The sequence below is a fragment of the Streptomyces sp. NPDC088746 genome, from assembly GCF_044751065.1.
Lineage (GTDB): Bacteria > Actinomycetota > Actinomycetes > Streptomycetales > Streptomycetaceae > Streptomyces.
This window is the reverse complement of record NZ_JBIVLA010000002.1, coordinates 226187-240452: the sequence shown is the minus strand read 5'-3', so window position 1 is coordinate 240452 and position 14266 is coordinate 226187. Positions and strand designations below refer to the sequence as shown.

The window sequence follows — 14266 nt, the reverse complement described above, 5'->3', positions numbered from 1 at the left end:
CCACAGCGGACAGGAGCGTCAGGAGTGGCCCAGGTCCTCCGTCGCGCCGTCCGGCAGGTCCGGGACCGATCCGGAGTCGTCCGCCGGACGCAGGGAGTAGTCGTCCACCCGCATCGTGTCGAGCGCGTGCGACGGCTTCGGCGTCTTCGGCATGACCGCCGCCTCGGAGTGGCCACCGCAGCCGTACGCCAGGGAGACGACCCGGCCGTCCGCCGGGGCGAACTCGTTCGCGCAGACCCCGAAGGCCTGCTTCAGCGAGCCGGCCATCGGCACCAGGAACGCGCAGGTGACGCAGGACGCGGGCGCCGCCTGCGCCATGGGCGTCTTCGCGCCGAACTCCTCGTCCCAGCGGTCCGCCGCCAGCCGCAGCCCGTACCGGGACAGCACCCGCGCACGCCGCGTCCCGAGCTCGTCGGCGACCGCGGCGATCGAGCCCCGGCGCGTGCCGGGCAGCGTCGTCAGCTCCGCGTCCTCGACGTCGGCGAGGGCGGCCAGCTCCTGCGACACCTCGGAGACCGCGGAGTTCGGCAGGGGCTCGTCCTCGCCCGTCCAGCCGGGCTCCAGGCGCGGGTCCTCCGCCTCGGTGGGCAGCAGGTCGCCGGGGCCCATGTCGCCGGGCCGCAGGCGCTCGCTCCAGGGCACCCACTCGGGGGCGAGCAGCGCGTCGGAACCGGGCAGCAGCACCGTTTCGTCAAGGGTGACGTTCTTGGCGCGGGAGGCCCTGGCGACCGTCACCGCCCAGCGCCAGCCCCGGTAGCCGGGCTCCTTGGACTCGAAGTAGTGCGTGACCACCCGGTCACCTTCGGAGACCAGGGCCACGTGCTCACCCACCACTCCTGGGGCGGCCGCCTCCTCCGCCGCGGCGCGTGCGAGGTCTACCGCCTCGGCGCACAGACGGTCAGGGGCGGGGGTACGGGCCGTACGGCTTCGCGTCGTCGCAGCACTCACAGGTCTCGCTTCTCTCCATACGCCGTCTACGAGCGCGCCAGCAGCTCCATCGATGTCCGATTTCGGCCATGACAGTTGTGAGCGGAGCGGACCTGGGGGCCGCGTCGACGTCCACACCCGTTGTGCCTGCCTCGGGCGCGCCTTCTGCCACCCATTCTGCGGGATCGCGGAGAGGCGCGCGGCCAAGAACAACCGCCGGTGGCGCGTGAGTGCACGCTACCCTCTCCGCCGCCCCGCGCCCACCTGCCCGTCCCAAACAGCACCGGAACCCTTCCGTACCGGTTCGGATCCGTTACCGGGCGGAGGGCGGAATCGCCCGGGACCGGCGGCGCGTACAAGCCGTTTCCCGGCCGGGGACGACTCACCCGACGGAGCGTCCGCCGCCACACCCCGGCCCGATCATGGGTTCGTGACGGCGGGGGGTGGGGCACTATGACGACGTGGCCGCCGCCAGGTCGTCCGACGGATCCGGCCCGCTCCGCAGGGCGGGGCGGGCGATCGCCCGTGCCCTGCGCGCCCCGTTCACGGGCACCGCGCGGGGGATCAGGAAGGCGACCCACGCCCACGGGGCCGGTGAGTCCGGTCTCGGCAAGCTGATCGAGCTGCACGCGGTCAACGGCGCCGGTGACGTCATGATCACCGTGGCGCTCGCCTCCACGGTGTTCTTCTCCGTACCGACGGACGAGGCACGAGGGCGCGTCGCCCTGTACCTCGCCGTCACCATGGCCCCCTTCACCCTGCTCGCCCCGGTGGTCGGCCCCCTCCTGGACCGCCTGCCGCACGGCCGCCGCGCCGCGATGGCCGGTGCGATGTTCGCCCGGGCGGTGCTCGCGATCACGATGTCCGGCGCGGTGGCCACGGGCGGCCTGGAGCTCTATCCGGCGGCCCTGGGCGTCCTGGTCTGCTCGAAGGCGTACGGGGTCGTGCGCAGCGCCGTCGTGCCCCGTCTCCTGCCGCCCCGTTTCTCCCTGGTGAAGGCCAATTCGCGGGTCACCCTCGCCGGTCTGCTGGCCACGGGTGTCGCGGCGCCGATCGGGGCGGGATTGCAGAGCATCGGGTCCCCCTGGCCGCTCTACGGCGCCTGTGTGATCTTCCTCGGCGGTACGGTCCTCGCCTTCACGCTGCCCCACAAGGTCGACTCCGCGAAGGGCGAGCGCAAGGCCCGCCTCGCCGTCCCGCACGAGGACGCGACCCGCCCGGCCGCCCCCGTCGTGAGGACCGGCAGGACGAACGAGAGCGGCAGCACGAGGATCGGGAGGCGGAACGGGCGGGAGAAGCCGCCGGGGCTGCGGTCCGTCGGGCCCTCCGTCCTGCACGGCCTCCAGGCCAACGCCGCGCACCGCGCGCTCTCCGGCTTCCTGATCTTCTTCCTGGCGTTCCTGCTGCGCGAGCACCCCCTGGCGGGGCAGAGCGCCGCCGTCTCCCTCGGCATCGTCGGGGTCGCGGCCGGCGCCGGGAACGCCTGTGGCACGGCGGTCGGCTCCTGGCTCAGGGCGCGCGGCCCCGAGGTGATCGTCGCAACGGTGCTGGGGCTCGCCCTGGGGGCCGCCGTGCTCGCCTCGGTGTTCTTCAGCACGGTGATGGTCGCCGCCCTCGCCGCGGTCGCGGGGTTCACGCAGGCCCTGTCGAAGCTGTCGCTGGACGCGATGATCCAGCGCGACGTGCCGGAGGAGGTGCGTACGTCGGCCTTCGCCCGGTCGGAGACGCTGCTCCAGATGTCCTGGGTGGTCGGCGGCGCGATCGGCATCGCGCTACCGCTCAACGGAGTACTCGGCATGTCCGTCGCCGCGGGGCTCCTGGCGCTGGGCGCGGCCGCCTCCGTACGGGGTCTCCTGGGGGCCGCACGGCGCGGCTCACCGCACCCCCGCGTGGCGTGAGCGGCACCGACCGATAACCTTCGGCGCATGACCGTTGCGTTCTTCTCCGGTAAGGGCCGTCGAATCGGCGTCGCTCTTGGTGCCGTGTCCGCGGGACTCCTTGTCCTGTCCGCCTGCGACAAGCCGACGCCGCTCGCCACCGTGACGGTCGGCGACAACTCGGTGAGCACCGAGGCGTCCTGCTACAACGACGGCAACGCCCTCAAGGAGTCCGAGGTCCAGGGCTGCCTGAACAAGAAGGCGGAGAAGTCCGTCAAGGTCGCGATGGACGACAAGGTCCGCTTCGGCGTCGACCCCGAGGTCGCGGACCACGGCTGGACCCTCTTCATCAACGGCCAGCAGGCCGAGCAGGAGCCGTACAAGAAGACCTACCGGTCGATCCCCGGCAGCGCCTTCTTCGCGAGCCAGACCGGTGAGACCACGGCGGACAAGACGCAGGTCAGCATCGTCGAGACCAAGGGTCAGAAGCTCACGGGCGTCTGGCACTTCCAGCTCACGAAGACTTCCTGACCGACCCTTCGACCCCGAGGACCACCGCCGTGCGGGTGCTTGTCGTGACCGCCGTCCCGGCCGAACGGGACGCGGTCACGCGCGCGTTCGGGGGTGATCCGGAGGTACGGGAGGTTCCCGGTGCCGAGCTGCACCGGGCGGGCCCGTTCGACGTCCTGGCGGGGGGCGCGGGTCCGGCCGCCTCGGCGGCCGCCACCGCCTTCGCCCTCGCCGCCGCGCCCGCCTCGCAGCCGTACGCGGCCGTCGTCTCGGCCGGCATCGGCGGCGGCTTCGCACCCGCCGCGCCCGTCGGCTCCCTCGTCGTGGCGACCGGCATCGTCGCCGCGGACCTGGGCGCCGAGACCCCGGACGGCTTCGTGCCCGTCACCGGTCTCGGCTTCGGCAGGGACACCTTCCTGCCGCCCGAGGCCCTCGTACGGGCCGTGGCGGAGGCCACCGGCGCCGTGCCGGGCCCCGTCCTCACCGTCTCCACCGTGACCGGCAGCGCGGCCCGCACCGCCGAGCTGCTGGCCGCGCACCCCGGAGCCGTCGCCGAGGCCATGGAGGGCTTCGGCGTCGCGGAGGCCGCCGGCAGGCTCGGCGTGCCGGCGCTGGAGCTCCGGGCCGTCTCGAACACCGTGGGGCCGCGCGACCGCGGGGCCTGGCGAATCGGCGACGCCCTGGCGGCGCTCACCGAGGCGTTCGGGAAGACCGCACCTGTAGTGGAAAGTTGGACCTGGCATGACCGACTCGACCGACACCGTGACTGACACCGCGACCGACACCGCCGGCGCCTCGCTCCCCGCGCTGCGGATCGCCTTCTCGCCGTGTCCCAACGACACCTTCGTCTTCGACGCCTGGGCGCACGGACGGGTCCCCGGCGCGCCCGCCCTCGACGTCACCTTCGCCGACATCGACCTCACCAACGGCATGGCCGAGCGCGGCGAGCTCGACGTGCTGAAGGTGTCGTACGCCGTCCTCCCGTGGGTCCTCGACGAGTACGCGCTGCTGCCGTGCGGCGGCGCCCTGGGGCGCGGCTGCGGGCCGCTGGTCCTCACGAAGGAGGCGGGCGCGGACCTGACGGGGAAGACCGTCGCCGTGCCGAGCGAGCGCTCCACCGCCTATCTGCTGTTCCGGCTGTGGGCGGCCGAGGTCGTCCCGGACGGCGTCGGCGAGATCGTCGTCATGCCGTTCGACGAGATCATGCCGGCGGTGCGCGACGGCCGGGTGGACGCCGGGCTCGTGATCCACGAGGCCCGTTTCACGTACCGGAACTACGGCCTGCACAGCCTCGCCGACATGGGCGAGCACTGGGAGTCGACCACCGGCCTGCCGATCCCGCTGGGCGCGATCATCGCGAAGCGCTCGCTGGGCGAGGAGACGCTGAACAGGCTGTCGGACGCGATCCGTACGTCGGTGCGGATGGCCTGGGACGACCCGGAGCGTTCGCGTCCGTACGTCCTGGAGCACGCCCAGGAGATGGACCCGGCCGTGGCCGACCAGCACATCGGGCTGTACGTGAACGAGTTCACCGCCGATCTGGGCGAGAGCGGCTACGCGGCGATCCGCGGCCTGCTGACCCGGGCGGCGGCCGAGGGCCTCGTGCCGGCGCTGGCGCCGGACGCGTTCTCCGTCACCGGGCGCTGATCAGGGACGCCCGGGCCCTGCCCGGGCGTCCCCGCGTACGTCAGACGTCGAGCTGGTCGGCGACGGCCCGCAGCAGGCCGGCGATCTTCGCGCCCGCGGCCTTGTCGGGGTACCGGCCGCGCTCCAGCAGCGGCGTGATGTTCTCCAGCACCGTCGTCAGGTCCTGCACGATCGAGGCCAGCTCGTCCGGCCTGCGCCGCTGCGCGGCGGCGACGGACGGCGTGGGGTCGAGGATCACCACGGAGAGTGCCTGGTCACCGCGCTGGCCGGCGACCACGCCGAACTCGACGCGCTGGCCGGGCTTGAGCGCTTCGACGCCGGCCGGGAGTACGGAGGAGTGGACGAAGACGTCGGCGCCGTCGTCGCGCGAAAGAAAGCCGAAGCCCTTTTCCGAATTGAACCATTTGACCTTACCCGTGGGCACGTCTGTCCTCGTCCTCGTACTCGTCGGTGCGCGGAGGAGCCGTGAAACGGCTCCGGATAGCAGTACAGCGGGTCTTCCGACCCGCCATGCCCCAAGGCTAATGGTCCAGGGGCCGGACACAAGACGTCGCCGAATGGTTCCGCCGAGCTGGGAACTACCCTGACCGGGTGAGTACTACTCCTTCCGGCGCAGGCGACCGGCTCGTACAGGTCGGCGCGATCGTCTTCTTCATCGGCGCACTGGCCACACTGGTCACCGTGGCCCCACTCTTCCTGGGCACCGACCCGTTCCCGTCCATCGCCTACGCGGTGTGCATGCTGATGGGTCTGGGCTTCCTCATCGCGGCCGCGGGGGTGGTGCGGTCAGTGTGGAAGAACTCCCCGAAGCGGGCCGCGGCCCAGTAGCGGCGCTCACGCCGCGGCGAAGGTCCGCAGCCAGGCGGGGAACACCGTGAGGTCCGGCAGGATCACGTCGGCTCCGGCGGCCCGGAGCTCCTCCTCGTCGCACGGGCCGGTGGTGACGGCGACCGACAGGGCGTCCGCCGCGTGCGCGCCCCGTACGTCCCCGGTGTGGTCGCCGACGTAGACCCGCGCGCCGTGTTCCAGGAGCGCCTGCGCCTTGCCCTCCGCCCAGAGCCCGCCGATCAGCACGTCCGCGTCTATGCCGAGGTGCGCGAGGTGGAGCTTGGCGTTCGGCTCGTACTTGGCGGTGACGACCATCGCCCGCCCGCCGAGCGCCTGGACGGCCTGGACGGCCTCCCGGGCGCCGGGCAGCGCGGTCGTGGGGGTGATCGCCGTGTCCGGGTAGAGGGCGCGGTACCGGTCGCAGGCCGCCTCGACCGCGTCGGCCGGGAACCAGTTCCGCATCTCGTCCTGGAGCGGCGGGCCGAGCCGGCTGACGACCAGGTCGGTGTCGATGTACACACCCGTCTCGGCGGCCAGTCTCTCGTAGGCGACCTTGATGCCGGGCCGGGAGTCGATGAGCGTCATGTCGAGGTCGAAGCCGACCGTCAGGGTGGGTGAAGGCATGAGGTCCATTGTGCCGGTGCCCCGGACCGGGCGACCGGCCGTCCGAAGTGCGGGCCCACCGCACCCGCCCCCCCCTACCGAGGAACGGCCGTTGACCCCGTACTCCCTGGCGTTCTACGTCCATGCCGTCACCACCGGCACCGTGCTCGGCCTCCGCCCCGAGGGGTCCCCCGACGAGGTCGCCTCGGTCCTGGGGACGGATTTCGCCGAGAACGACTTCGGCCGGGCCATGTGCCGTGACTACGGCCTGGCGGAGTTCCACTACCACCGCGCCGGGGCCCGCGACCCCTGGTCGGGGCACCACTTCAGCCTCCACGTGCACCGGCTCGCCCGCCGCGACCGCACCCTCCCGGGCGAGGTGCTCCGGGCCCGCTACGGACGGTTCGCCCCGCGGCTCCGGTTCGAGAAGCTGGAGCGTCTCCTGCGGCGGCGGGGCGTCCCGCTGGTGGAGATCCCGGAGTACCCGGGGAACGCGCCGTACTTCCGGACGTTCTGGCAGCCCGCCTCGCGGACGGCCGTCTCCTTCATCGCCGTACGCGGCGAGTACAGCACGCCGGACGGCCTGCGGGTGGGGGACGTCTACAAGATCCAGGCCCCCGTCACCGCCGAGGAGGTCGCGCTGCGCAGGGCGAGGGCCCGGTGACGGAGCCCATGGGCGCCCTGCCGGGGTTCATGGGCCGCACATAGACTTAGCCAAGCCTTACCTCGCAATGCCCCGATCCCCGCAGTTTCCCGGCTCTCGCTCACCCGATTGGTTCCGATGGCAGCCGCCGCTCCACGCCTGTCCAGACGCGCGCTCGCGACCGCTGCCGCCGTCGTCGCCCTGCTGCTCTCCGTCCTGCTCAGCCTCGCCGTGGGGGCGAGGACCATCGCGCCGTCCGCCGTCCTGGACGCCCTGCTGCACGGCGGGCAGTCCGACGCCGCCGAGGTGATCCGGCAGATGCGGGTGCCGCGCACCGTGATCGGGCTGATGGTCGGCGCGGCGCTCGCCCTCGCGGGCACGGTGCTCCAGGGCATCACGCGCAACCCCATCGCCGACCCGGGGATCCTCGGGATCAGCCAGGGCGCCTCGGTGGCCGTGGTGCTGGCCATCGCCTACGCCGGGATCCACACCCTCACCGGCTATGTGTGGTTCGCCTTCGGCGGGGCCGCCGTCGCGTCCGTCGCCGTGTACGCCATCGCCTCCCGGGGCCGGGGCGGTGCGACGCCGGTGAAGCTCGCGCTGGGCGGCGCCGCGATCAACGCGCTGCTCGTGTCGGTGACCATGGCGGTGCTCACCACGAAGGCGTCGGCGCTCGACGAGTTCCGCTTCTGGCAGGTGGGCTCGATCGCCGGCCGCGAGGCCCAGGTCGCCCAGCAGATCTGGCCGTTCCTGCTGATCGGCGCCGCCCTCGTGGTGTCCGTGGCGCGCGGGCTCGACGCTCTGGCCCTGGGTGAGGACGTCGCGAAGGGCCTGGGGCAGAACGTCGCGGCCGTCCGCATCGTCGGCGGCATCGGGGCCACCGTGCTCACCGGCGCGGGCGTCGCGGCGGCCGGGCCCATCGCCTTCGTCGGCCTCGCGGTGCCGCACATCGCCCGCGCGATCGTGGGCGGCGACCACCGCTGGGTGCTGCCGATGGCGGCCCTCGTCGGGCCCGTGATGCTCCTCGTCTCCGATGTCGTCGGCCGGGTCCTGTTCCCGCCCGGCGAGGTCCCGGCAGGCGTGATGACGGCGCTGATCGGCGTGCCGTTCCTGGTCACCCTCGTACGCCGGAAGGCGGTGCCCGCATGAGCGCGGACACGGCAGTGCCCGTACGGACCCCGGTCCGCCCCGCCGGCTACCGGGTCGTACGGGTCGGGAAGCGGGCCCGGTTCCTGCTCCACCGGCGCGCCGGGCTCGTCGCCGTGGCCCTCGTCGTCCTGCTGGCGGCGGTCTGTGTCGCCTACCTCTGCACCGGTGAGAGCTTCGTGGCGCCCGCGGAGGTCGTGAAGGTCGTCCTCGGGCAGCCGTCGCCCGACGAACTGGTCGTGGGCACCCTGCGGTTGCCCCGCATGGTCGTCGGGCTGCTCGTCGGCGCGGCCTTCGGGATCGCCGGTGCGCTGATCCAGACCGTCGCCCGCAACCCGCTCGCCAGCCCCGACATCATCGGCATCAGCCAGGGCGCGAGCGCGCTCACGGTCGGCGCGATGACCTTCGGCCTCACCTCGTACACCGTCCTGCCCTATCTCTCCGTGGCCGGAGGGATCGCCGCCGCCGCGCTCGTGTACCTCTTCGCGTGGCGCGGCGGGCTCCACGCGACCCGCTTCGTCCTCATCGGGATCGGCTTCGCGATCGCCCTGCGGTCGGTGACCACCCTGTTCCTGACGAAGGGCGACTACCTGGTCGCCCAGCAGGCGCAGATCTGGATGACGGGCTCGCTCAACGGCCGCGGCTGGAACGAGGCCGCCCCCATCGGCTGGGCGCTCCTGGTCCTGCTCCCGGCCGTCCTGTGGGCGGCGCGCGCGCAGCGCACCGTCTCGATGGACGACGACACCGCGACGGCGCTGGGCGTCCGCCTCGGGCGCGTACGGCTGGGGCTCGTCGCCCTCGGGGTGGTCCTGGCGTCGGTGGCGACGGGAACGGCCGGGCCGGTCGACTTCGTGGCGCTCCTCGCCCCGCAGATCGCCCGCCGGATGACGCGTACGGCGCAGATCCCGCTGCTGTGTTCCGCACTGCTCGGCGCCGTGATCGTCGTCCTCGCGGATCTGCTGGCCCGCAGGCTCTTCTCCCCCACCGAGCTTCCGGTGGGCGTGCTGACGGCGGCGGTCGGCGCCCCGTATCTGATCTGGCTGATCATCCGTGGCCACGGCGGCCGCAGTGGAGGCAACGCATGACGACGACCCGTACGCAGGACACCGCCCCGTCCCGGCTCACGGCCCGCGCCCTGACCCTCGCCTACGACGACCGCACCGTCGTGCACGAGCTGGACCTGGCGGTGCCCGACGGGTGCGTGACGGTCATCGTCGGCCCGAACGCCTGCGGCAAGTCGACGACCCTGCGCGCGCTGGGCCGGCTGCTGAAGCCGGCCGGAGGATCCGTGCTCCTGGACGGTACGGAGCTGTCACGCATCCCCACGCGCACCATCGCCCAGTCGGTGGGGCTGCTCCCGCAGACACCCGTGGCGCCCGAGGCGATCACCGTCTCCGACCTGGTCGCCCGTGGCCGCCAGCCCCACCAGCGCTGGTGGCAGCAGTGGTCCGAGGCGGACGAGCGGGCGGTGACGGACGCCATGGAGCGCACGGACATCACCGCGCTCGGCGACCGGCCGGTGGACGAGCTGTCCGGGGGGCAGCGCCAGCGGGTGTGGATCGCGATGGCGCTCGCGCAGGACACGGATCTGCTGCTGCTCGACGAGCCGACGACGTATCTCGACATCGCGCACCAGGTCGAGGTCCTGGACCTGGTGCGCCGGCTCGCCGCTCCGGCGGCGGACGGCAGCCGGGGGCGGACAGTCGTCACCGTCCTGCACGACCTCAACCAGGCCGCCCGGTACGCCGACCACCTCGTCGCCATGAAGGCGGGCCGCATCGTCGCCGAGGGGCGGCCCGGGGACGTCGTCACCGCCGAGCTCGTGCGCGAGGTCTTCGGCCTGGAAGCCGTCATCGTCCCGGACCCGGTCACGGGTTCGCCGCTCGTCGTGCCCGGCGCGCCCTGGACTCCCACCCCGTCCCCTTCAGGAAAGGCTCTCTGACATGCCCATCCCGTCCCGTCCGCTCGTCACCGGTTCGCTGGCCGTGACCGCCGCGCTGGCCCTCACCTCCTGCGGCTCGTCCGACTCCGGCTCCGGCTCCGGCGGCTCGGCGTCCTCCTCCGACGCCAAGACCCACACGGTCGCCACGGCCATGGGCAACGTCAAGGTCCCCGTCGCCCCGAAGCGGGTCGTCGTCCTGGACACCGCCGAGCTGGACTCCGCGCTCACCCTCGGTGTGAAGCCGGTCGGCGCCACGCACACGGGCACGGAGTCGGGTTACCTGAGCTACCTGCCGAAGGAGAAGGTCGCGGGCATCGAGGACGTCGGCGAGATGATGACGCCGAACCTGGAGGCGATCGCGGGGCTGAAGCCGGACCTGATCCTCACCAGCAAGATCCGCCACGGCGACTCGTACGACGAGCTCTCGAAGATCGCCCCGACGGTCATGACGGAGAACACGGGCTATCCCTGGAAGGAGAACTTCCAGGTCCACGCCAACGCGCTCGGCAAGGTCCCGGCGGCCGAGAAGGTCATCGCCGGCTACGACGCGCACGTCGGCGAGGTCACCGAGGCGCTCGGCGGCAAGGAGAAGGCGGCGGCCACCGAGGTCAACATGGTGCGGTTCGTCGAGGGCGCGGACATCCGCATCTACGGCCGCCAGAGCTACATCGCGACGATCCTCGCCGACGTCGGCCTCGGCCGGCCCGCGATCGTCGACAAGGCCAAGGACGGCTTCTCGTACGACGTCAGCCCGGAGAAGATCGACCAGGCGGACACGGACGTCGTCTTCCACTCGACGTACGGGGACGCGGAGAAGTCCAAGCAGAAGCAGACCTTGGGCAGCGGGCTGTGGAAGAACATGGGCGCGGTGAAGGCCGGCAAGGCGTTCGCGGTCGAGGACGAGCTGTGGATCCAGGGCATCGGCTACACGGCGGCGGACAAGATCCTGGACGAGCTCCAGGCGGACCTGACGAAGTAGGCCCGCCGCACGGTCACCCCTCCCGGTCCCGGCGTCCCAGCGCTTCCCGGAGCCTGACGGCCGCCGGGGCCACGAGGAGCGGGGCCACGATGCCGCCCAGCGCCGCGTAGCCGACCGAGGGGTACTCGCCGCGGAGGAAGACGGAGAGGCTGTCCGAGCGGGCGCCTCCCTTGCCGCCGAGCGTCGTCGTCACCACGACGACGCCGGCGGCGCCCAGCAGGCCGCAGCCCGCCGCGAGCAGGCCGTGCCCGGCCGCCCCGGCGAGCCGGCGCGGCTCACGGCTCCGGCGCCACGCCGAGATGCTCCCGGAGAGGCCGCCCAGGCCCACGACGACACCGCCCACGCACGGGAAGAGCACGAACCCGGCCGTGGCGGCGAGGCCGTACCCGCCGCCGGGCCACCGCGGGGCGACGTCGCGCCACACGTCCTCCGGCAGGGGGGAGAGGAACAGCAGCACGGCCCCGCAGAGGACCGCTGCCAGGACCAGCGCCCCGGCTGCCGGCCACAGCTTCGCCCGGCGTTCCCCGCTGCCGTCCCCGGACGCGGTCCGCTTCGCCGCGAGCCTCGTCTCCTCGGCCCGCTTCGCCTCGCGCGTGCGCCGCGTCTCTCTGGCCCTTGCCCCGGACCGGCGTGCCATGGAGCCCAACTCCCCTCGTAGAGCGTGAGGGAGATGGTCTCATCGGCGGAGAAGCCTGTGGGGCGCGGTGTCAGGTCCACGCCCCACAGGCGGTTCGGTGGACCCTAGGAGGTCATGCGCAGCACGGCCAGCCGCGTCAGCTCGCGGTCCTGCGGCTCGGTGTCGAGGGACCGGTGCAGGGCCAGCCCCTCGATCAGCGCGTCCAGCTGACGGGCGGTGTCCGGGTCGAAGTGCTGCTCCAGCAGGCGGCGGCTGCGGTTCATCCACGCGTGGGTGAGCTCGCGGTACTCGTCGCGCCGGGCGGCCAGCGTGTAGAGCTCCTGGGTGAGGACGAGGTCGCGCCGGGGGCCCTCGGAGAGCACGTGGATGAGGTCGGTGACGGCCTCGCGGGCCTGCTCGGGGGTGTCGACCCGGCCCAGGTGCAGCTCGAAGACGGCCACGATGTGGTCGGCGAAGCGGGTGAAGGCCTCGCGCAGCAGGTCGTCGATGCCGTCGAAGTGATACGTCATCGAGCCCAGCGGGACCTCGGCGCGGCCGGCGATCTTGCGGTGGGAGACGCCGACGACGCCCTCCTCGGCGATGTGGTCGAGCGTGGCGGCGAGGATGCGCTCGCGCCGCTGCGGATCCGTGCGTCCGGTGGCCATGGCGGGCGGGTCAGACGGCGCGGACGACGCGGGCGGGGTTGCCCACGGCGACGACGTCGGCGGGGATGTCCTTCGTGACCACGGCTCCTGCCCCGATCACGGAGTTGGAGCCGATGGTCACCCCGGGGCAGACGATGACCCCGCCGCCGAGCCAGACGTTGTCACCGATGGTGATGGGGAGCGCCGCCTCCAGCTTGTCCCTGCGGGGCCCGGGCTCCACGGGGTGGGTGGGGGTCAGGAGCTGGACGTTGGGGCCGATCTGGCAGTCCTCGCCGATGGTGATGCGCGCGACGTCCAGCGCCGTGAGGTGGTAGTTGACGAAGGTCCGGGCGCCGATCGTGATGTTGCTGCCGTAGTCGACGTAGAGCGGCGGGCGCAGGTCGACGCCCTCGCCCACGGAATCCAGCAGCTCGGCCAGGATCGTCCTGGCCGCGTCGGCGTCCTCGGTGTAAGCGGCCTGGAAGCGGGCCGCGAGGCGCATGGCCCGCTGCTGCCGCCGGCCGATCTCCGGGTCGTCGGCGACGTAGAGGTCACCGGCGAGCATGCGCTCGAGGTTGGTACGCGGATCGTTGGCGAAGTAGTCCGTCGGCATGCGGACGAGCGTACACCCCGGAGTGTACGCTCGTACACTCTCCGGGCGGGCCGGCTGTCACCCCGCCAGCCTGCGCGACCGCCACACCAGGTACAACGCCGACGACACCGCCGCCACCCGCACCACCACGGGCCAGACGTCCGTCATCGCGTCCCCCATCGCGTCCGCCGCGAGGGGTTCGCCCCAACGGCCGTCCGTGCGGCCCCACAACCAGACGAAGGCCCCGGCCACGACCACGCCCGGCAGGCCCAGCGCCACCCATTTCGCCTCGGCGCGCGAGAACTTGCGCGAGCTGTACGCCAGCAGCCAGCCGCCCGCGAGCGCCAGCCACGACCCGGTGACGGCACCGGCCACCAGCAGTGCGGCCGCCAGCAGCAGCAACGGGTTCGAGAGGCGGGGCCGCACGGCGGGGCCGCCGTCCACGGCGGCCCGCCGGACGCGGCGCAGCCGCAGCTTCCGGCGCCGGGGCGCCGGTGGCTCGGCCTCCTTCCCGGCCTCCGCCGGCTCCGGCTCCTCCGCCTCGGCCGGCGCGCGCGGCCCCGGGGCCCTCGGAGCGCTCGGCAGCCCGAACAGCTCCGGGCTCTCCAGCCCGCCCACGAACCCGGGCACGGCGGTGCCCGGCCCCATGGCCCCCGGCACCCCCTGCCCGCCGGGTCCGTCCTGGCCGCCCTCACCGAAGGGCCCCGGCTCGATCCGCCACCACTCGGGCTCCGCCGCGGCGGGCGCCTGGTCCAGGCCGGCCATGTGCGGCGCGGACGCCGACGGCCAGCCCGGGTCCGGCTCGCCGGACGCCCGCCCCGCGGTGTCCGGCTCCCCGAGCCCTGTCTCCGGGCTCGCGGCGGCGGTCCGGGGCTCCTCGCGGACCGGCGACGCGCCCTTCCGCGTCGCTGCTTTCCTGAGCACACTCCGCCGCGCACGCGGCACCCCGCGCGGTTCCGCCGCGTCCCTGGCCGGGCCTGCGGCCGCGTCCGCCCGGGGAGACGGCAGGGGCACCGCCCCGTCGCCCGACTCGGCCGCCGCGGCCACGAGTTCACCCGGGGCGCCGAGCCGTCCGAGAATGCGCCGGACCACCGCGGGAGAGTCCGAGCCGTCCGTGGAGCGCTGCCGGTCGATCTCGCCCCGGAGCGTCGCGACGAGCCTCATCCGGGCGCCCGAGGACAGCTGTTGCTGCTGCGCCAGGTCACCGACCCGGCTGAGATAGTCGTAGACAAGCTGGTCGCTCTCGATCCCCACGCGATCGTTCTCCCTCCACCGCCCTGCCCCGACGGTAGCGTTCCAGGGGCTACCGTGG

At 73.3% G+C, this 14266-nt stretch carries 17 protein-coding genes; 10 read left to right on the top strand and 7 right to left on the bottom strand.

The features are described 5' to 3' along the window. Nucleotides 1-18 precede the first annotated feature (18 nt). Nucleotides 19-948, bottom strand: coding sequence for a DUF3027 domain-containing protein (locus ACIP63_RS08480; RefSeq protein ID WP_401512651.1), 930 nt, complete (start codon nucleotides 946-948; stop codon nucleotides 19-21). Between the two features lie 440 nt (nucleotides 949-1388). Between ACIP63_RS08480 and ACIP63_RS08475 the strand changes: the two genes are divergently transcribed. Genes ACIP63_RS08475 through ACIP63_RS08460 form a run of 4 tightly spaced genes read left to right on the top strand, consistent with a single transcriptional unit; the run spans nucleotide 1389 to nucleotide 4961 of the window. Then, complete coding sequence (locus ACIP63_RS08475; RefSeq protein WP_401512649.1) at nucleotides 1389-2825, top strand: MFS transporter; 1437 nt, start codon at nucleotides 1389-1391, stop codon at nucleotides 2823-2825. Between the two features lie 27 nt (nucleotides 2826-2852). Then, a complete protein-coding gene (locus ACIP63_RS08470) occupies nucleotides 2853-3335 on the top strand; it encodes a DUF2771 domain-containing protein (RefSeq protein ID WP_401512648.1) in 483 nt (160 codons plus the stop codon). A 29-nt stretch (nucleotides 3336-3364) separates the two neighbouring features. Further along, entirely contained in the window at nucleotides 3365-4084 is a 720-nt protein-coding gene (locus ACIP63_RS08465) for a futalosine hydrolase (RefSeq protein ID WP_401512646.1), read from the top strand. Continuing rightward, complete coding sequence (locus ACIP63_RS08460; RefSeq protein WP_401512644.1) at nucleotides 4056-4961, top strand: 1,4-dihydroxy-6-naphthoate synthase; 906 nt, start codon at nucleotides 4056-4058, stop codon at nucleotides 4959-4961. Before ACIP63_RS08465 ends, ACIP63_RS08460 begins: the two co-directional genes overlap by 29 nt. A gap of 40 nt (nucleotides 4962-5001) precedes the next feature. On the opposite strand, the gene ACIP63_RS08455 is transcribed toward ACIP63_RS08460, so the two are convergent. Continuing rightward, nucleotides 5002-5385, bottom strand: coding sequence for a cold-shock protein (locus ACIP63_RS08455; RefSeq protein WP_014154805.1), 384 nt, complete (start codon nucleotides 5383-5385; stop codon nucleotides 5002-5004). 167 nt (nucleotides 5386-5552) lie between these two features. Here ACIP63_RS08455 and ACIP63_RS08450 point away from each other — a divergent pair, with 167 nt between their 5' ends. Beyond that, the gene (locus tag ACIP63_RS08450) at nucleotides 5553-5789 is read left to right on the top strand and encodes a hypothetical protein (protein ID WP_401512642.1); all 237 of its coding nucleotides are present in this window, start codon (nucleotides 5553-5555) and stop codon (nucleotides 5787-5789) included. Nucleotides 5790-5795: 6 nt separating this feature from the next. Here the strand turns inward: ACIP63_RS08450 and ACIP63_RS08445 are convergent, their stop codons facing one another. Beyond that, nucleotides 5796-6422, bottom strand: a complete 627-nt coding sequence (locus ACIP63_RS08445) for an HAD family hydrolase (RefSeq protein ID WP_401512640.1) — start codon at nucleotides 6420-6422, stop codon at nucleotides 5796-5798. Between the two features lie 82 nt (nucleotides 6423-6504). Between ACIP63_RS08445 and ACIP63_RS08440 the strand changes: the two genes are divergently transcribed. The 5 genes from ACIP63_RS08440 to ACIP63_RS08420 all read left to right on the top strand — a co-directional run bounded on the left by ACIP63_RS08440 (nucleotide 6505) and on the right by ACIP63_RS08420 (nucleotide 11102). Beyond that, nucleotides 6505-7056 (top strand): hypothetical protein, encoded by a 552-nt coding sequence (locus ACIP63_RS08440; RefSeq protein WP_401512638.1) that lies wholly within the window; start codon nucleotides 6505-6507, stop codon nucleotides 7054-7056. Nucleotides 7057-7173: 117 nt separating this feature from the next. Beyond that, a complete protein-coding gene (locus ACIP63_RS08435) occupies nucleotides 7174-8184 on the top strand; it encodes a FecCD family ABC transporter permease (protein WP_401512636.1) in 1011 nt (336 codons plus the stop codon). After that, nucleotides 8181-9266, top strand: coding sequence for a FecCD family ABC transporter permease (locus tag ACIP63_RS08430; RefSeq protein WP_401512634.1), 1086 nt, complete (start codon nucleotides 8181-8183; stop codon nucleotides 9264-9266). Before ACIP63_RS08435 ends, ACIP63_RS08430 begins: the two co-directional genes overlap by 4 nt. Continuing rightward, complete coding sequence (locus ACIP63_RS08425; RefSeq protein WP_401512632.1) at nucleotides 9263-10123, top strand: ABC transporter ATP-binding protein; 861 nt, start codon at nucleotides 9263-9265, stop codon at nucleotides 10121-10123. Before ACIP63_RS08430 ends, ACIP63_RS08425 begins: the two co-directional genes overlap by 4 nt. A 1-nt stretch (nucleotide 10124) precedes the next feature. After that, entirely contained in the window at nucleotides 10125-11102 is a 978-nt protein-coding gene (locus tag ACIP63_RS08420; RefSeq protein WP_401512630.1) for an ABC transporter substrate-binding protein, read from the top strand. A 13-nt stretch (nucleotides 11103-11115) separates the two neighbouring features. Here the strand turns inward: ACIP63_RS08420 and ACIP63_RS08415 are convergent, their stop codons facing one another. The 4 genes from ACIP63_RS08415 to ACIP63_RS08400 all read right to left on the bottom strand — a co-directional run bounded on the left by ACIP63_RS08415 (nucleotide 11116) and on the right by ACIP63_RS08400 (nucleotide 14208). Beyond that, complete coding sequence (locus tag ACIP63_RS08415; RefSeq protein WP_401512628.1) at nucleotides 11116-11739, bottom strand: hypothetical protein; 624 nt, start codon at nucleotides 11737-11739, stop codon at nucleotides 11116-11118. A gap of 104 nt (nucleotides 11740-11843) precedes the next feature. Next, the gene (locus ACIP63_RS08410) at nucleotides 11844-12383 is read right to left on the bottom strand and encodes a TetR/AcrR family transcriptional regulator (protein WP_393757521.1); all 540 of its coding nucleotides are present in this window, start codon (nucleotides 12381-12383) and stop codon (nucleotides 11844-11846) included. 10 nt (nucleotides 12384-12393) lie between these two features. After that, nucleotides 12394-12975, bottom strand: coding sequence for a sugar O-acetyltransferase (locus ACIP63_RS08405; protein ID WP_401512626.1), 582 nt, complete (start codon nucleotides 12973-12975; stop codon nucleotides 12394-12396). Nucleotides 12976-13032: 57 nt separating this feature from the next. After that, complete coding sequence (locus ACIP63_RS08400; RefSeq protein WP_401512624.1) at nucleotides 13033-14208, bottom strand: hypothetical protein; 1176 nt, start codon at nucleotides 14206-14208, stop codon at nucleotides 13033-13035. Nucleotides 14209-14266: the final 58 nt, after the last annotated feature.